The sequence below is a fragment of the Flagellimonas sp. genome (genome assembly GCF_965215805.1).
Classification (GTDB): domain Bacteria; phylum Bacteroidota; class Bacteroidia; order Flavobacteriales; family Flavobacteriaceae; genus Flagellimonas.
Genome location: NZ_OZ244124.1, coordinates 2,944,834 through 2,962,038 on the forward strand (window position 1 = coordinate 2,944,834; position 17,205 = coordinate 2,962,038).

The 17,205-nt window shown below is 39.2% G+C and carries 16 protein-coding genes; 5 read left to right on the top strand and 11 right to left on the bottom strand.

Features of this window, described 5'->3' with window-relative positions; all coding sequences use genetic code 11:
• Positions 1–4: 4 nt before the first annotated feature.
• The 11 genes from ACOOE0_RS12970 to ACOOE0_RS13020 form a co-directional block, all read right to left on the bottom strand.
• The gene (locus ACOOE0_RS12970; RefSeq protein ID WP_420399328.1) at positions 5–1,243 is read right to left on the bottom strand and encodes a GNAT family N-acetyltransferase; all 1,239 of its coding nucleotides are present in this window, start codon (positions 1,241–1,243) and stop codon (positions 5–7) included.
• A gap of 303 nt (positions 1,244–1,546) precedes the next feature.
• Complete coding sequence (locus tag ACOOE0_RS12975) at positions 1,547–1,762, bottom strand: acyl carrier protein (RefSeq protein WP_420399329.1); 216 nt, start codon at positions 1,760–1,762, stop codon at positions 1,547–1,549.
• 6 nt (positions 1,763–1,768) lie between these two features.
• On the bottom strand, positions 1,769–2,836 hold the full coding sequence (locus ACOOE0_RS12980) for a 3-oxoacyl-ACP synthase III family protein (protein ID WP_420399330.1): 1,068 nt from the start codon (positions 2,834–2,836) through the stop codon (positions 1,769–1,771).
• The gene (locus ACOOE0_RS12985) at positions 2,833–3,042 is read right to left on the bottom strand and encodes an acyl carrier protein (RefSeq protein ID WP_420399331.1); all 210 of its coding nucleotides are present in this window, start codon (positions 3,040–3,042) and stop codon (positions 2,833–2,835) included. Before ACOOE0_RS12985 ends, ACOOE0_RS12980 begins: the two co-directional genes overlap by 4 nt.
• A gap of 65 nt (positions 3,043–3,107) precedes the next feature.
• Positions 3,108–4,628 (bottom strand): amino acid adenylation domain-containing protein, encoded by a 1,521-nt coding sequence (locus ACOOE0_RS12990; RefSeq protein WP_420399332.1) that lies wholly within the window; start codon positions 4,626–4,628, stop codon positions 3,108–3,110.
• A gap of 244 nt (positions 4,629–4,872) precedes the next feature.
• Positions 4,873–5,352, bottom strand: a complete 480-nt coding sequence (locus tag ACOOE0_RS12995; RefSeq protein WP_420399333.1) for a hypothetical protein — start codon at positions 5,350–5,352, stop codon at positions 4,873–4,875.
• 581 nt (positions 5,353–5,933) lie between these two features.
• Positions 5,934–6,599 (bottom strand): hypothetical protein, encoded by a 666-nt coding sequence (locus tag ACOOE0_RS13000; protein WP_420399334.1) that lies wholly within the window; start codon positions 6,597–6,599, stop codon positions 5,934–5,936.
• A 233-nt stretch (positions 6,600–6,832) separates the two neighbouring features.
• Entirely contained in the window at positions 6,833–7,876 is a 1,044-nt protein-coding gene (locus ACOOE0_RS13005; protein ID WP_420399335.1) for a GNAT family N-acetyltransferase, read from the bottom strand.
• A 172-nt stretch (positions 7,877–8,048) separates the two neighbouring features.
• Complete coding sequence (locus ACOOE0_RS13010; protein ID WP_420399336.1) at positions 8,049–8,660, bottom strand: sugar transferase; 612 nt, start codon at positions 8,658–8,660, stop codon at positions 8,049–8,051.
• 305 nt (positions 8,661–8,965) lie between these two features.
• Positions 8,966–9,751 (bottom strand): VOC family protein, encoded by a 786-nt coding sequence (locus ACOOE0_RS13015; RefSeq protein ID WP_420399337.1) that lies wholly within the window; start codon positions 9,749–9,751, stop codon positions 8,966–8,968.
• An 82-nt stretch (positions 9,752–9,833) separates the two neighbouring features.
• Positions 9,834–11,051, bottom strand: a complete 1,218-nt coding sequence (locus ACOOE0_RS13020) for a glycosyltransferase family 4 protein (RefSeq protein ID WP_420399338.1) — start codon at positions 11,049–11,051, stop codon at positions 9,834–9,836.
• A gap of 436 nt (positions 11,052–11,487) precedes the next feature.
• Here ACOOE0_RS13020 and ACOOE0_RS13025 point away from each other — a divergent pair, with 436 nt between their 5' ends.
• The 5 genes from ACOOE0_RS13025 (at position 11,488) to ACOOE0_RS13045 (ending at position 17,170) form a co-directional block, all read left to right on the top strand.
• On the top strand, positions 11,488–12,669 hold the full coding sequence (locus tag ACOOE0_RS13025; protein ID WP_420399339.1) for an O-antigen ligase family protein: 1,182 nt from the start codon (positions 11,488–11,490) through the stop codon (positions 12,667–12,669).
• The gene (locus ACOOE0_RS13030; RefSeq protein ID WP_420399340.1) at positions 12,669–13,793 is read left to right on the top strand and encodes a glycosyltransferase family 4 protein; all 1,125 of its coding nucleotides are present in this window, start codon (positions 12,669–12,671) and stop codon (positions 13,791–13,793) included. Before ACOOE0_RS13025 ends, ACOOE0_RS13030 begins: the two co-directional genes overlap by 1 nt.
• A gap of 30 nt (positions 13,794–13,823) precedes the next feature.
• On the top strand, positions 13,824–14,681 hold the full coding sequence (locus ACOOE0_RS13035; RefSeq protein ID WP_420399341.1) for a sulfotransferase: 858 nt from the start codon (positions 13,824–13,826) through the stop codon (positions 14,679–14,681).
• Positions 14,678–16,135: a lipopolysaccharide biosynthesis protein gene (locus ACOOE0_RS13040; protein WP_420399342.1), complete on the top strand. Its 1,458-nt coding sequence runs from the start codon at positions 14,678–14,680 to the stop codon at positions 16,133–16,135. Before ACOOE0_RS13035 ends, ACOOE0_RS13040 begins: the two co-directional genes overlap by 4 nt.
• Positions 16,136–16,213: 78 nt before the next feature.
• Entirely contained in the window at positions 16,214–17,170 is a 957-nt protein-coding gene (locus ACOOE0_RS13045) for a sulfotransferase domain-containing protein (RefSeq protein WP_420399343.1), read from the top strand.
• The last annotated feature ends 35 nt before the right edge of the window (positions 17,171–17,205 follow it).

Sequence of the window (17,205 nt, forward strand, 5' to 3'; positions counted from 1 at the left end):
TTTACTATACGTTTAGTTTTACACCCATTTTCTTGTCTTGGCCAACCAAAAGGAAGGTCTTGTCCATTTCATCCATCTCAAAAACATTCAGATTTTCCAAATGTTCTTGATGGAGATATAAAAACTCATAGCAAATCCCTTTTAGCGAACTATGTTCCGATAAACTAAGATCCAAAGGGGCCAATTCTTTTTGGGTATGCCTATCGTCCACCTCCAAAAATTGGTAATCCAAACTTTCCTTTTTCTTGTTTTTTAGGGCATAGGTAAATCGGTGCAAGGTTTCATTGAGTTTTTTCTCCCTTAAGTATTGTTTCAAGGAAAACAAGCTTTTAAGGGTATAGGCCAAAACTCGAGATTTAAATGAGCTTTTATCGTATACAATGTGATAGTGGAAATCGAACTTTTTGTTTGACCAACGTGTTTTGTAATCGAAATACCCCTTGGAGAAATCAAGGATATCCCAACCATTTTTTGTGCACCAGTCTATCAAGTTCATGATTTTGATGCTTCCCAAATGAAACTTTGCATAATCTATGTCAAAAACCGTAATGGCATCAAATATTCTCTTGTCCGATAGGTAGCCCAAGGTTACGCTAATAGGCTCGTTGTTGTTGTACAGGACGAAGAGTACGGCCTTTTTCTCCAAAATCATGGGATAGGCCACGTCTTTATAAAAGTTCCATTCTTCGGGATCTAGGTTATTGTTGGAAATTTGTTTTTCCCCGAAGCGTTTCTCCAAAAGGTTTCGGAAACTGTCAAAAATGGCATCATACTCCTCTTTTGACATTTCACCACAATGGGCTTTGAAGGAAATATGGAAAGACTCCTCAAGCCTTTTTTTGTATTTACGCAGCTTGTAGCGACTACTTTTTTTGAAGGTCTTGGACATATAGTCATCCAAGGAGCTAAAGTCACCCAATTCTATCAGGAATCCAGGATATTGTTTCACCGAATATAGGCCCAAAGGACTGTTTTTGATATCCTCCTTTGGAGTGGCAAAATCAATTACATCGTAAATAAGAAAGGTTTTGCCCTTTTCTTCTTTTCCACAATTTGGGTCGAACTCGTAGTGTACCCCTTTGGTCAAATTTTTACCTGCATTGATGTGCAGACCGGGAATCTTTGACTCGTAAAATGAAAGGTTTTTGGCAAAATTGAAAGTGCTGGCCTTCTTGTCCCCCAAGAAATGCTTGGACCAGAAAGACAGAAAAGTGGTTGAATTGAATGGGTTGGTATTGATCATTTTGTAGTATTGCGCTGCACATCATTTTAAAAATAATGTGCTGTACACCTTTTTTTGTTATTTCATTTCTCCATTGATTGCACTTAACCCTGGGTTATTTAACCAGGTACCAAACATAGCAGTTGTACATGTCTTTGGGGAAAATGACTTTACGTAACTAACAAAAGGTAACTACCAAAATCAATATATGTGGTCTATCTGCCACAACCACTGGATTAATTCATCTATCCATGCAATTTTCCACTGGTTAAGGCTTTTAGGGCCAAGTGGATTTGCGACCTCTTTCTCATAGCTGAAACAGAATCACATTTTGCTTTCTATCAAATCTTTTAATCCAGAAACCGTACCTGAGCCTTCAATTTCTTCGGCAGATAATGGTACACTATACTCTGAATCACAAAAGGCAATAATGGACAAAACAGTCAATGAGTCCCAAGCTTCAAAAGATTGAAGTTCATCGCTTAGACCTACAGCCTCTTCTTCCAGCAATTCAGCAATTGAAGTTTCAAAATTTTCCATTCGTTGTTATTTATAGTCAATCATTTCACAAAAATCGAGCTTTTCCAGTTTCATTAGCAGAGAGGCCCAGCTCAAACCGGCACCAAATCCTGCGATACAAACCAAAAACGACTCTGTCAATAGTTTATCGGCTAAATTGAAAGTAATGGCGGTAGGAACACTAACACCGCTGGCGTTTCCAAAGTTCTCAACCACATTGTGCGGCATTTTATCATGTGGCACTCCCATTTTATCAGCAAGCTTCTTTAGCATAAACTTATTAGGTTGATGGAATAGGTAATAGTCCACATCTTCCTTGTCGCAATTCGCCTTTGACAGTAAATTATCGATCATGGGAGGCACCTGTTTTTGCACAAAATTAAAAACGTCATCACCCTTCATGACCAAATGGTCCAAAGCTCTGGAATTTCCATTCTTATCCGTCTGTAGTTCAGCTGTCTCCGGTGTAGATGGCATTTTAAATCCACCTGCGGGTATGATCAACGACTCTGCACCTGTTCCATCCACGTTAATGGTGCCATAAATGGTGCTGTCATTGGAATCTTTTTCTACGATGGTAATGGAAGCTGCATCGCCTGTCAATGGACGGCTACCCCTATCCTTGGCAGAAACTTTGCAACTCATCATATCGGCATTCAGGAGGACTACTTTGTTCACTTCTTCCTGATCCAACAGCATAAAGGCCTGGTTAAGGCCAACGGGATATCCAGAACACGCTTGGTTAATGTCCAACAACATCATATCCTGTTTTAAACCAAGCTTTCCTTGGATAATGTGACTGGTAGCTGGAACAAAATGGTCAGGGGATTGGGTTACCAATACGATACCATCAACGTCTTCCTTCTTTAAAAGACCTTTGTCAAAAAGGTAATTCATGCCATAAATGCATAAATCGGATACCGCGGTACCCTCTTTTACGACCCTACGCTTTCCATAACCCATAATCAGCTTAAGCTTCATGGATTGTGCCCGCGAGAAGTCATAGTTGTCAATTTCATCATCAAAATTGACCTCATTCTCAGGTAAAACCGTAAGAATCCCGGTAATTTTCTTATTTCGAAATTTTAGATTCATTCCGTAACTCCGTTTTTGTTAAGCAATTGAATAATACCTTCAACACTTGAAAAGTTTTCAGGTAAAATTTCAGTACCGTCAATGGATATTCCGAATTCTTCATCCAGGGAAGCAACCAAACTCACTATATCAAATGAGTCCAACATGCCTTCTTCAATGAAGTTGCTGCTTTCAGAAAAATCAAATTCTGGTCTGATCTCCGTCAAGAATGTTAAAATTTTATCTTTCAAATTGAACCGTATTGTTAGTTATGGGCGTCTTTTATGATACCCTATATATTATTAATTTGTTTATTTAACAAGGCCCTGTCAATTTTTCCCGTGGTTGACTTGGGCAATACATCCATCTTAATGTATTTGGTAGGTATCATATGCTTGGACAATACCTCCCTTAGCTTTATCCTGAAATCCTTTACAGGTATTTCGGTTTCCGATTCGTACACCAAAACGATTTCCTCCTTCGCCTTATCAAAAAATACGCCGGCGTTGATGGTATCGAATACACTTAAAATATAATGTTCTATTTCCCCTAGATCGATCCTATATCCGGAAAGCTTGATTTGAAAATCCTTTCTTCCGATATAGATATATTCTCCTTTTTCGTTTAAAAAGACAATATCACCAGTCCTGTAGATTCTTTCAGGTACTGACTTATTTAACGGATTTTGCACAAAAACCGTATTGGTTTTCTCAAAATTATTCCAATAGCCCAGGGCCAGAGATGATCCCCTAACACATAATTCCCCTTGTTCACCTACCTCGCAAAGCTCGTCCTTATCGTTCAATACAAGAATGTCCGTATTTCTACAAGGTATGCCAATAGGCAAGGACTCGTCCTCATTAAAGGAATCATCTACAATATGATAGACACAGGTTCCCGTTATTTCTGTTGGGCCGTACATATTGCCATAAACAATCTCCCTTTCCAAGCTTTTGATCCAATAGTTCAAGTGCTTGGGAGGCATTACCTCTCCACCAAACAATACCTTTTGTACAGTAGGGATCTTGTTTGAATCCAGCAGTTTAAGATTGGCAATATTGACCAATACCGCTGGCACCCAGAAGATGAAGTTGATTTCATGTTCGTTGATGTAATCCAACAAGGTGGCGGGGAAAATAAATTTTTGTTCAGGAATGATATAAAGTGTTGCCCCCCTGAATATCATGAGGTAAATATCCAAAGTGGACATATCAAAGATAAATGGGGTCTGATTCCCGATTTTTTCGTTTTCGGTTATGTCAAAAGTGTCGGCAACCCAGTTGATATAATCGATTATGGATAGATGTGAGATAACGACACCTTTAGGTACCCCTGTAGATCCTGAGGTATGTAGAATATAGGCAGGATCGGTATCCACACATTTTTTGTAATTGTAACTTTCGTCTACCTTCTCATTGACATCGAGCTCGTCCAAATTGATAATGTCAACGTCCAGATCACATTTCTGAAGATTAGCCAAGAATTTGTTGTTGGTAATGATGCATGAGGGCTTTAAAGCTTTTAGAATGGCCTCAATTCTCGGAACTGGATTTTTTGTGTCCAACGGGGTATAGCAGTTGCCACTGTACATGGTACCCAAAAATGAAGCGATGGCATCATTGGTTTTTGGTAAATAGATGGCAACAGGGCTATTAATGGCATCACTTTTCTTAGCTATTTGGGTTGCTATAAGTTTTGCGCGTTGGGTTAACTCCTTGAAAGTTAATTGGGAAGTACCATCTACAACCGCTAACTTATCCGGGAATTTATCAACGGTACTTTCGAAATATTCAATTAGGTTAATTTTTATCATAATGGTACGCTAAACACATAAAAAGGTTGAAATCTGTGGCGACAAGAAAACCATTCCATAGCTGAATACAATTGTTAGGGGGATGGTCTGTGTACTTGTTGCCGAACTCAGTTGAAATCCGATTGCTTACTTTTCTGCTGATTAACAAATTTGGGGGTGACAAAATGTATTTGGAAACTTGACCGTTCAAAGACACCGCTTCGGTGTCTTTGAACAGCTAGTTAAAACAGTCAGTAATCGTGCTTTAGAATTTCAAGTACCTTTCTGGAATTGGGAATTCTGGAGTAGCTCTTTGCCAGTACATACTTAGAATCCACCATCTTTCCTGATAGTAGGCCAACTGAATACTGTGCACGTTTCTCACATAAGACTTACCAGCGGCCATGTCCTCTTTGCTGTGGAAAGACTCACAAGTACTAACTACGTGTGCGATGTTACCGTAGGTTTCTTCTACCCGTCCAATTTCTCTTTCATAAAAACCGGTTTTTCTAGTGGTTTCCATCCACTTCCCAATTCGCTCAATATATTCATTACAAGACAAGAACTGAGGCCTCATATTACCGTTTGAATCGTTTTCATAACTGATCAATTTGCCCTCAGGATGGAATAAGAACCTGTAGAAATCCCAATCTCTGGGCTCTCCTGGCTCTCCACCTATACATGCATAGGAGGTTTTTATGATGTCATCCATCGTCTGTACACTTTTCAGATATTCTTCTTTCATAATAGAAATGTTGTTTTGGGTTATATAATATTTATTTTAAAAATTAAACAGCTAGAACGATTTGTCTACTATTATTATTGTTATTTCATTGTTCTTACAAACCAGTCATGATTTTGTAAACCTTGATGGGTCTGCTTGTAGGAATTTATTCAGAGGACTTAAATAAACGAGTTTCCTTTTTTTGCTTTTGAAATCACGTTTTAGGGTCCTTGATTTGGTTCCCAAACCATTACAAAAAAAATACATCTTCCTGACAACCGAATTTTTTTCAGTTGAAAGCCTTAAAAGTATCGACCATCCTCCCAAAATGACAGCAGCCCAAATTATTTTTGAAATCCAACTGGAATGATGTGCATATTTTGGAGTTGAAAAGAATCCCTTCACATTTGGGTTTTCAATCGGAATAACCTTTGTTTCATTGGATTACATCTGATAGAAATCGTATATGATCAATAGGTAACTTATTGAACGAAATCAACATCCAACTGAATTTAAGCGAAACCAACCCATGGAAATCCTATTCCAACATGTCAAGAAGCCAAGCTTAGTTCGGATAATTGAAACTAGACCTTGGTTTAAATCTAGCCCACCTTTGGTATGGCCATTACTTTTTCCTTAAAGCGATAGAAAACGGTGGTATCATCCTTTACATTTTTGTCCACGATCATACCCGCTTGGATCACATTGTTGTTGCCCACTTCAATACCTGGAATCACCAAAGAGCGTAGTCCAAATTGATTGTTATTTCCCACTTTCACCGATCCGGCTACACCAGCAACTGAAAAGAAGTTATTGTCTCCCACAACACAATCATGGCTAATAAAACAATAGGAGGTAAGAAGATTGTAACTTCCTATGGTAGCATATTTTTCAAGGATACAGAACGGAAACACAATGTTTCCCTCTCCAATGGTCAATTCCTTAGCCATTACCACACTGTGGTGGATAAAGCTTCCAATCTTGGCGTTCTTTTCTTTTAAAGCCTTGATCATTTTTTCCCTAAACGGAATACTCATCACGGCAATCAAAACTTCCTCATCTTCCTTGGGTTCATAGGAATCTATATCGCATAGGACAGGAGCGGAAAAGTTGTATTTTTCGTAATGGTCTTTTACGTGCTCCGCATAGTCTATATAACCTAGGATATTGATTTTTTCTTCTTCAGGGACTTTTGTGTTGTGATCTTCTATGTAGAATGTAACTTCCGAGGCGCAACCCCCAGTTCCTAAAATGATAATGTTTCTCATTGTCTCCGTATTATTTGGTCGGACTAGACCTTTTGTGTTTTTTTGATTTAAGCGGGGGTGTTTTAATGCTCATAGCGAAATTATGTATTTTCTATGAATCAAATTTGCCCTATTTGTTTAATTTAATGTATTGATATAGTCATTTAAAAGATTCGCTTCCGTACTGCTTGTTCCCGTTGAACCCTGCTTTCAGTTTAAATTCCTGTTGATGTGGGGCAACTTTTATGGCAACATTATTTGTGTACTACGCTAGCCCTGTATTGAGGGAAGAATCTAAGATCCAAATTGTCACAATACATAAGGCCGTTTTTTTGCTCAACCAATTCTTGATAGATTTCCTTGTTTACTGTATACTTCCAAACCCTAAAAGGGAACGTATCTTTTGAGAATCCAGATTTGAAATAGAACAAAGAATCTTCCTTGCTACCAACTCCGCCACCAAGATTGAAATAGCGATATTTTTCCTGGGTTCCCCTGATTCTCATTTCGTCTATCAATAACTTCACAGGGTTTAGGTCAAGATATTGCTCACTGGTTCCTGAGAGATGGTACTGAATGTAGGCATCTTTCTTCGTGAAAAGTGCTCCACCAGCTATTTTGCCCGTTTTGTTCTGTGTGGCCAATAGCAATTCCGTATCAAAGTGGGGGCTTTCCAGTAAATCGAGAAAATATTTCTTATCAAAAAGGTATTCTTTGTTGGCATTTACCCGGACCATGTTTTCATGGTACAATGAGATAAAGGTGTCAATGTCCGAATCCGTTTCGGCATGCCTTATAGTATAAATGGACCTGGATTTGTTTATGTAGGTCCTTAACCTTTTAAAATAATTTCCCCACTGCTCTTCCAAGCTTTTGGTGAGATCAATGTAAACCACCCTGCCCAAGGTTTCGGTTTGTCCCAAATGGAACAAACAGTGTTCTTGATTGGGAATAAAGGAGTTTAGTCTGGAAAAAATGGAAACAATGTTTTGTTGTTCGAACAAATCCTGAATCTCTTTCCGAAAATCACTGAAATCACATTCTGAAGTTACATTTTTGGTGATGGGTCCAGGATACCCGTATACCGAGGTCGCATCTTTGTACAGGGAATATTCAATATCACGAAAGAGCAATGGCAAAAGAATGGTTCTGTCCTTGTCATGATAATGAATCAAAACAGGTTCCTCTCCATTCACTTTGGATGCATGGTGGTAGTCATAGGTGTGATAAAAATCAGCGGAATCACATCCTTTTACAAGAGCATCCCATTTTTTCTTCTCCTTTACGATTTCAATCATCCTAAGAATTTGGTCTTTCGATTGGTATTAAGTTTGGTCCCTAGTTAAGGTATTGGTTTGATATTCCATACAACCTTTGACAACAAAATTCATTAGTCCATATTCCCATTTTATCAGCCGATTTTTTGAAGTCAAAGCCTAATTTCATGTATTCATACAGGGTATATGGCAATTAACTTGCGTTTCCACCCCATGCGGCCCAAGCATCTTCTTGTTTTTCGGTATACACATCGTCGGATTGGAATACCTTCTGAACCGTTTTAAACAGAATTTTTACATCAGTGCCAAAACTAAGGTTGTCCACATACCACACATCATGTTCAAACTTTTCTTCCCATGACAACATGTTTCGGCCATTTACTTGTGCCCAACCTGTTATTCCAGGTTTTACCTGGTGTCTTCGTGCTTGTTCTTCATTATATAGGGGAAGGTAAATGGTCAATAGGGGCCTTGGGCCCACTATGGACATGTCTCCCTTCAATACGTTCACCAATTGCATCAATTCATCCAAAGAATGATTTCGGACAAAAGCACCCACTTTCGTTACGCGATCTGCCTGATCTTCCAATTCGCTGTCCTTGTCTTTTGGGTCTCTTAGCGTCTTGAACTTTATAATGGTAAATATTTTCTCGTCCTTACCTGGTCTCTGCTGAAAGAAGAAAGGCTTGCCTTTATTGGCAAACATCAATAGAATAATCAAGATAATTATGACTGGCGAAAATACGATCAACGCCACGAGTGATATTGAAAAATCTAGAACTCTTTTAAAAAACTTCCTGTACATAATGAATGAATCTTTTTAGTAATATCTCTTTATAATACTTCCAAGATTTTGGATTTTTGGAATTTAAAGTCTTAAAAATTGGTTTTTTCAGGCACAAAGAAATAGTAAAAAAGTTGTTCCTGTACCAACCAAAGCAAATATTAGCCAAAATGCTAAATCCTTTGGATGAACGAAGGCTAATTTCGGAAAATGACATTTTTTTCGCTGTTGCCCTCGGAAATTCTCCTAATTCCCTATTTATTTAACGTTGAAAGCCTAATTTAGGTGCAAATCCCGTAAAATATTCATTTCCAGACACTTGTGAACTAGAGCCAAATACCTTCGGGAATAGGTTTCTCTTCAACCACCTCTATGAGCAATTGGTTGGGCCCGCGAACAAAGAAACTCTTCAGTCCGTGTACCTGATCGGTCTTAATCCCTTGCACTATTTCAACCTTGGAAGACTGCATTTGTTCAAAGACAGGTTCAATGTTTTCAAAAGAAAAGGCAAGATGGTCAAGCGAGGTCCCATCTGTAAGCTTGAACTCTGACGGAAACCACGTTCTTTCCTCCACAGGCTTGCCGTTTACAGTAATATTAATGTTACCCACATACAACCTATTCCATTGGAACAAGCCGGTTGCCCAGGTTTGTGCGCTTTCGTATTCCGGGGCCAGGCCCAAATGGGATTCAAACCAATGCATGGTTTCATCTACATCGGTGGCCAAAAGATGAATATGTTCAAAAGTATGGTTTCTGTTGCCGGTAAACACCTCCACAACCTCCTTGTCAGGACCAAAAAAGTACATCCAATGGCTATCGTTCAATGGATTTATGGGCGTATGCACTTCTATGCCCTGCTTTACCCGCCAGTCAAACTCCGAAGGCCCGTCTACTCCAGACCATCCAATATGCCATAAACTGGATCCATCATGTGTTTCAGGGGCTTCCTTTACCTCGTCCAGCAACAGAAATGACTTTTCGGTAAACAAGGCATCCGATTTTCCTCTGTATAGGATTCTTTTGGCACCAAAATATTTCTCATAGAATGCTAAACTCTTATTGATATCCGTGACATTTAGATGGATATGGTGAAAATTTGCCTTAGTCATGGTAGGTTCTTTTAATATTGGTTGGAAAAAGCCTTTTTCTGCTTACGGAAATCCCTGAATATAAAAGCGAAACTTTTTAAGCTCATTGGGAATTATGGGTCTGAATTTTCTCTGAAACTGAATTGACTACTTCGGCAAATTCTTTGCACAAAATAGATTTATCATATTTGGTTTCGGCCAGATTTCGGGCATTCAATCCCATGTTTTTGCAAACCTCTGGATTGTCCTTTAAAAAAGTGATTTGGTTGGCCAAATCCTCTGGATTTTTTGGATCTACAAAAACCCCGCACTCATATTTTTCCACCATGTCCTTGGTCCAACCTGGAGAATTGACAATTATGGGCTTTCCAGCAGATAAAGAATCAAAAAGTTTATTTGGGGAATTGGTGGCCAAGATTGGAATATCTGCAAAGGTTACCATGGAAACATCGCATAAATTCACAATTTCCGATAGTTCTTTTAGGCCAAATCCACCAAGGAAATGTGCATTTTGTATTCCCAGGTTTTCACATTTTGCCTTGAGTATGGGTTCTGTAGCCCCTCCTCCCATAAAAACAAATTCTATCTCTGGATTGTCTTTTAAATGTTTGATTCCCTCAATAATGAAGTCCATGCCATTGGCCAATCCCATGGATCCGAAATAAACCGTTTTGAACGAATTCGGATTTAATCCCAGTTCCTTGCAAAAAGCATCGTTCTTTTCCCGATTCCAATAGACATCTATCTTGGACATATTGGGAATCATGGATACTTTTTCCGGAGCGATCCCTCTTTTTGTCACCCCATCTTCCATGCCGGGAGAAAGGGCAACAACATGTTCTGCATTTACATAAATGGTCTTTTCGAACCACAATGCCAATTTGATCAGAAGCTTGTTGTTCAATCCGCCCATTTGTATTGGAACTTCGGGCCAAAGATCCCTTACTTCAAAAAGGAATGGGGTTTTTTTGAATTTTTTGACCACCAACGCTGGAAAACCTATGGTTAGGGGAGTAGAGGTGGCAATGACCAAATCCACATTTTTTTCCTTAAGGGCCATTCTGGCCGATTTGAGCATAAAGCTGACAAAGGAGAGCAACCGTTTAAAAATGCTCATGTATTGGCTATAGGGTACCTTTAAATAGATAACATCTATCCCATCAATGTTGACCCTTTTGATTTTTGAATCTATTTTACTGGAGGTGGCCAACATGGTAACTTGGTGACCCTCTTCTATAAGTTTACGACTTATCCAATACGATCGGGTGCCTCCGGGTTCTTTTGGTGTTGCGAAGTATTGGTGTATGTAAAGTATTTTCATTAATGGTTATTCAATAATCGGATTGCACTTTTATGAGCATTTGGAAATTCTCTGGTTTAAAATAAAGACCAAATCTTTAACCTTAACGTTGTCATGCATTACATATTACTTGCCACAAGCTTAATTGCCATAAAAAAATTGAAGGCAAGCATGGCAAGAATTACTTAGTGGCCGGTACATTTATGTAAGACTTGGAGGAAAGCGCAAAAATAGGATTTTCAGGATAATCTGTGCGACCAATTGCCGAGATTCAAAAATTTTATTCGCTCGAAGAACAATCTTAAAAATTCCCTTTTTTTTTATTTATTGGATGAATTCCGATGTGGTATTTGGAACATTGGATTCAATTATTCGATAAAACTAGTATTTTGACTAGTAAGTTGGTGCATCCACTCTTTTTTTAATTTAATTTGCCCTCAGATTTCAAAGTGTCTAAATGATAAGCTTATTAAATAGGATAAACGACTATTGTCTGTACCTTCTGGTGTTTTCCGTTACTTTTGAGAACTGGGATCCCTTTAATTTGGTAGGCTATTCGGTCACCTATTTTGCAACCATCATGTATTTGGGAACCTGGGTTCCGTTGATAGCCAGGAATTTTCAATTTACCCCCTTTAAAAAAATTGTGATACCCTTACTGCTCTTTATTGTGGTGGGGTTTATATGTTCTGCCATACACTCGGAGTATGTCCACGAATTGAAATTTGCATACCATTATAGAGCACTTCTTTTAATAGTGCTGATGACATTTATCGCCTCCCATATATACTCCAAACCAAAAATGTTGCCCCTGGTTTTGAATTGCTATTTGGCCAGTGTGCTTTTGGCCTTTTTGCTGATAACGGCTGGCAAAGGTGTTACGTATGAAAATGGCAGGCTATTGCTATTTGGGGAGAATCCCAATATTATTGGGGCCAAATCAGCCTTGGCTTTCTTAATTACCATTTCAAGGTTAATAAACAAGTTCACTATTAAAAGGGCTGTTGTTATCCTTATCATTTGCATTCCATTTATAAGCATAATTGCAATGTCCGGATCAAGGGGAGCCTTTGTTTCCATGTTTTTGGGACTTACGGTTCTGCTCCTGTATAGAAAGACGGATATTCTAAATAAAATGGCGCTGATCATTTTTGGAGTACTTGCCTCGGCCATGCTGATTACCTATTTGTTGGAAACAAATCCCGTAATGGCAGAACGTTTTGCCGCTACGGTGGAAAGGGGGGATATTGGAAGAAATGTACTTTGGGCAGCTGCTATTGAAGTTATAAAAGACAATATTTTTATTGGCGCCGGTTTTGAAGGTGTAAAACCGCGCATGTATGAGCATTCGGGTGTTTTTATGAATCCCCATAACATTTTGCTCTATGTTTATATAGCCAGCGGCCTCCCTGGAATAATCTTGTTTGTTACTTTTTTGGCCCGCTTGGTTAAATTATTGTTTCTGCACTACAAAAGGTATGGAGATTCCTTGAACCTGGTTATGTTCGTGATCGTTGTGTTCAATATGTCCAAACAAGGTGGTAGTATAGGAAAAACACTGTTTTGGTTCTTTTTTGCGGTGTTGATGGGTTCCACTGCCCACGTCTTATCCAGGGTTAAACAAAAAAAGCTGGCTTAATGAAAATATTGGTAGTATCTAATAATTATCCATCGTTAGAGTATCCAACAAGAGGTGTGTTTGTCTACAACCTGATACAGCAATTTTGCAAATTGGGACATGAGGTAACGGTAATTTCCCCTAAAAACATCATGGCTTCCCGCCGCAAAAAGGTTGAATCCTATGGGGAAGAGAACTGTACCGTTTACCGCCCTAAGTTTATCTCGGCGTCCGCCAGAAAAATAGGCCCCCTATATACTTACATGATTACCAATTGGGGTCAGGTAAAAGCGGTTCAGAGGACAGTAAGAAAGCACAATTTGGAGTTTGATTTTGTTTACGCACATTTTATGATGAATGGGATAATTGCCGTAAACGCGCTCAAAAAATATAATAAACCCGTATTCTGTGCCATAGGGGAAAGCAATCTCCTAGGTTTTACAAAATGGTATCCGAAGGATTATTTTAGAAAGAGCAGTCATGGAATTCATGGTTATATAGCTGTTTCAAATAAATTAAAAGACCAGTTGGTGGATTTTGGGATTTCTCCCGATCGTATTTATATGAAACCCAATGCTGTGGACCTAACAAAATTCTATAAAAGGAACAAGGAAGAAATGCGGCAGAAATACAATCTACCCGCAGATCTTAAACTGGTAGCCTTCGTAGGCAGGTTTATGCACCACAAAGGACCTTTACGGGTATTGGCAGCGGTTAAAAATTTGGCCAATGTTGGTGTGCTTTTCATGGGTAGTGGGCCTCAAGACCCGGAAGGCGATTCCGTTATCTTTAAAGGCAGTGTACCTTCCTATCAAATACCCGAGTTGCTTTCTGCCTCTGATCTCTTTGTATTGCCCACACAAAAAGAGGGATCGTGCAATGCTATTGCAGAAGCCCTCGCCTGTGGATTACCAGTTGTATCCTCAGATATTCCAGAAGTACGAGATCAATGCACCCCCTCTTTTTCCATTTTGGTGGATCCTTTGGATGTAGAAGGCTTGGAAAAGGGGATAGATACTATTCTATCCAATGAAGAACGAAGGGTTGAAATGTCGAGTAACGCCTTGGAGTATTCCAAGAATTTTGAGATAGGGGAGAGGGCAAGTAGTATTCTGAATTTTATAAAGGGTAGGATAGAGGCATAGGATAAACGGTCACTTCGCCAAGCAAAGTTTATGAAAGAAAAACAAAACATCATCTATATATTATCCAACCAACGATCGGGATCCACACTCATTGAGAACATTCTGTCGAAGTCTTCCCAAATGGTCTCCATTGGGGAATCCTATCTTTTGGGCGGCCATATTCAGAAGACGGGCCCTGGTGGAGCTTGGGATTGGAATTGTTCCTGTGGTTCCAGTATGGAAACCTGCGAATTTTGGAACAAAGTTTATCAAAAGCTTGGTGTTTCGGACCCCAAGCAAATAAAAAATACGCAGATTGATGTTCCCAAGGGAAAGGAAGCGGCGCACCAAATAGAAATGAATGAGGAGGCGCGATCTTTGATGAATAAGGTGTACAAAGCCGTATTTGAGATTACCAATTGTGACGTACTGGTGGACTCCTCGAAAGAGGCCTTTTACGGAACTTCCCTTTACCAAAAATCTCCTTTTAATTTTAAATTTATCTATTTAAAAAGGGATTTACGTGCCGTATCCATTTCAAGGGATAAATGGCGAAAAAAATACAACAAAAAAGACATGAGTCTTCTCAAGTTGCTTGCATCCAACTACCTGCACAGGTTAACCTGTAAATCCATGCTGAGGAACGTGAAGAAAGAAGATGTTTTTCATTTAAAATACGAGGAGTTTTTTAAAAACCCCCAGCAGACCTTGGACGAAATGTCGGATTTCTTCGGTTTCGATAGATACGAGGTCCCAGAATACATGGAACTTAATGATGACCATACCATTGCCGGTACCCCCAACCGTTTTAAAAAGACCAAAATTCAATATGATGACCGATGGCATAACGTAGCCAAAAAGCATCCAGTTTTTAACGGGCTAGGGTATATACTTAATAAACTAGGATGAGCCTCACCAAAAAAATTAAGAAGGCTGGTAAATGGCAGTCATTGTCTGTTATCTCCTTGAACATTTTGCAGCTAGGGTATATAGCTATAATGACCAGGCTACTGCTAAAAACAGACTATGGTCTAATGGCAGTGGTAAACGGAATTATAGGAATAGGCAACATTTTCATACAAGGAGGAATGGGCTCGGCCTTGATCCAACGCCAGAATGTAAATAACAAGCACATAAATGGAGCGCTGCAAACCAGCCTCTTGATAGGGTTTGTTCTTTATGCCCTTTTCTATTTAATGGCTCCATTCATATCTTCTGTCTATAATGATGCCCGATTGGACGAATTGATCAAGGTTGCATCCTTAAACCTAATATTGCTTTCCCTGAGCAATATTTCTGGCAATTTACTATTAAAAAATTTCGATTTCAAGCATGTATCCCTGGTCAACATAACCTCGAATATTATTGGTTATGGACTTGGGGTCTATTTGGCATTTAATGGGTATGGCGTTTGGTCACTTATCATTGCAACACTGCTGGCTTCTTTCATCAGTACCATAGTGTTGTTTTACTTTGCCCCCATAAAAATCAGTTTTAAAATTCACTATCGGGAAGCCCGTGAATTGTTCGGCTTTGGCTCCGGGATGATGTTATTGTCCTTTAGTAACTTTTTGTCGAACAAGGGATTGAATCTGGTTTTTGGAAAGATTTTTACGCAAGATATTCTGGGTATCTATGAAAGGACCGCTAGGGTGAAGAATCTTCCAAGTCAATTTCTTGCCAATATTATCAATAAGGTAATGTTTCCGGTCATGTCGGAAATTCAGGATGAAAATGAAAAACTGGTCAAAATTTACAAGTTTGGGCTGGGATTGAGTAATTCACTAATGATTCCTACCACCGTATTGTTGGTGTTTTTCTCTTCCGAAATTGTACAGATTCTTATGGGATCTAATTGGACAGAAGCGGTGCTGCCTTTACAGATCATGTTGTTGGTCCTTACTTTTAGCAATTCTGGAAAAATGACCGATGCGGTCATTCGATCCAAAGGACTTATTTACAAGAATGTGACCCGCAAGTACATTTTTACGGCAATTATAATCGTCCTTTCAGGGACATTGGGATACTTTTTCGGAATCAATGGAGCCGCCGTAGGAATTGTGATCAGCCACTTTATAAATTATTTAATGATGATCGTTCTCGTGAAAAATGTTTTCAAGGGAACTTTTCGCGAGTACTTCTTTCAGCCCTTTCTAGCAGGGTTGAGACTGGGACTATACCTTGGAATGTTGATAGTTGGATATAAATTATTATTCAATTTATGGGGAGAGACGGATGTGACCATGTTTATTGTATTCGTGGTGGGCTTAATGGTACTAGCTGTTGGCATAGCTAGATTTAGACCCTCCCTGTTTGGATATTATCTAAAAGAGGCGATCAACAACACCATAAAAAAGATTTGAAAACGTTCATAGTGTTGAACGTGGCAAACATATTTTGATTACTTAAAAAGATTATACATTTTAAATGTTACTTCAATTATGAAAAGTCAGGAACCAATCAACTTCTGGGGAATAGGGGCACAAAAAGCTGGGACCTCATGGTTATACTACAATCTATCCAAAACCCCTGGTTTTGCGATACCTCCTGTTAAGGAATTCCACTATTTTGACCGGGATACCAAATATCCTTCGCCCAACTTCCTTTCCAAGACCAAGGTAAAGGATAGGATTGGGAGCTCGGCGTATTTGAAAAAGGCTGCCAGGTCCATAGGCTCCTCACTCGTGAAAGGGAAAATGAAGCATGTGGCCTTCTCTTTCAAATGGTTCTTTTCGGATTACAGTGATGAGTGGTACAAATCCATATTTGCTCCTTTTAAAGGACTAAAGGGGGAGATTACCCCCAGTTATTCCATGCTGAGCAAAGAGGATATTTCCAGAATGTATGCCATGGCTCCCAATGCAAAGTTGGTCCTGATGCTTAGAAACCCCATTGATAGGGCTTGGTCTCATTTCAGACATACCAAAAAACGTATTGAAGGTTTTACCCTTGACAATTTTGAGGAGAGCGAGATCTTGGCCTTTATGAAAAGTGAAGGACAGGTGCTACGATCCGATTATGTTCGTACCATCGAAAATTTTACCAGCATCTTTCCGAAGGAACAACTGTTGATTGGATTCTTTGATGCCATAGTTGAAGCTCCGGAGCAATTACTGGAGGAGGTAATTCAGTTTATTTCAACCAGCAATGATGCTGAGGAAGCCTTGAACAAGTCATGGAATGCAGATGAAGCCGCAACCAAAAAAGTGGTAAATAAATCCATAGAATTGGATTGCCCACCAGCAGTTTTGGCTTTACTCAAGGATATGTATCACGATATGATATTGGACCTGGCCAACCAATATGGAGGCTACTTCAATAAATGGTACTTGGAATCTTATGGTAAGCCTTCAGAAAACCAGGATGGTAGATTGTTCTGTACTACCATGATAAAATAGCACCGGCTCAAACCCAATAGCCATTGGTTGAAGCG

Coding starts and splice junctions, on each gene's coding strand:
- ACOOE0_RS12970 (WP_420399328.1), bottom strand. CDS start 1,243: ATGATCAATACCAACCCATTCAATTCAACCACTTTTCTGTCTTTCTGG.
- ACOOE0_RS12975 (WP_420399329.1), bottom strand. CDS start 1,762: ATGGAAAATTTTGAAACTTCAATTGCTGAATTGCTGGAAGAAGAGGCT.
- ACOOE0_RS12980 (WP_420399330.1), bottom strand. CDS start 2,836: ATGAATCTAAAATTTCGAAATAAGAAAATTACCGGGATTCTTACGGTT.
- ACOOE0_RS12990 (WP_420399332.1), bottom strand. CDS start 4,628: ATGATAAAAATTAACCTAATTGAATATTTCGAAAGTACCGTTGATAAA.
- ACOOE0_RS12995 (WP_420399333.1), bottom strand. CDS start 5,352: ATGAAAGAAGAATATCTGAAAAGTGTACAGACGATGGATGACATCATA.
- ACOOE0_RS13000 (WP_420399334.1), bottom strand. CDS start 6,599: ATGAGAAACATTATCATTTTAGGAACTGGGGGTTGCGCCTCGGAAGTT.
- ACOOE0_RS13005 (WP_420399335.1), bottom strand. CDS start 7,876: ATGATTGAAATCGTAAAGGAGAAGAAAAAATGGGATGCTCTTGTAAAA.
- ACOOE0_RS13010 (WP_420399336.1), bottom strand. CDS start 8,660: ATGTACAGGAAGTTTTTTAAAAGAGTTCTAGATTTTTCAATATCACTC.
- ACOOE0_RS13015 (WP_420399337.1), bottom strand. CDS start 9,751: ATGACTAAGGCAAATTTTCACCATATCCATCTAAATGTCACGGATATC.
- ACOOE0_RS13020 (WP_420399338.1), bottom strand. CDS start 11,051: ATGAAAATACTTTACATACACCAATACTTCGCAACACCAAAAGAACCC.
- ACOOE0_RS13025 (WP_420399339.1), top strand. CDS start 11,488: ATGATAAGCTTATTAAATAGGATAAACGACTATTGTCTGTACCTTCTG.
- ACOOE0_RS13030 (WP_420399340.1), top strand. CDS start 12,669: ATGAAAATATTGGTAGTATCTAATAATTATCCATCGTTAGAGTATCCA.
- ACOOE0_RS13035 (WP_420399341.1), top strand. CDS start 13,824: ATGAAAGAAAAACAAAACATCATCTATATATTATCCAACCAACGATCG.
- ACOOE0_RS13040 (WP_420399342.1), top strand. CDS start 14,678: ATGAGCCTCACCAAAAAAATTAAGAAGGCTGGTAAATGGCAGTCATTG.
- ACOOE0_RS13045 (WP_420399343.1), top strand. CDS start 16,214: ATGAAAAGTCAGGAACCAATCAACTTCTGGGGAATAGGGGCACAAAAA.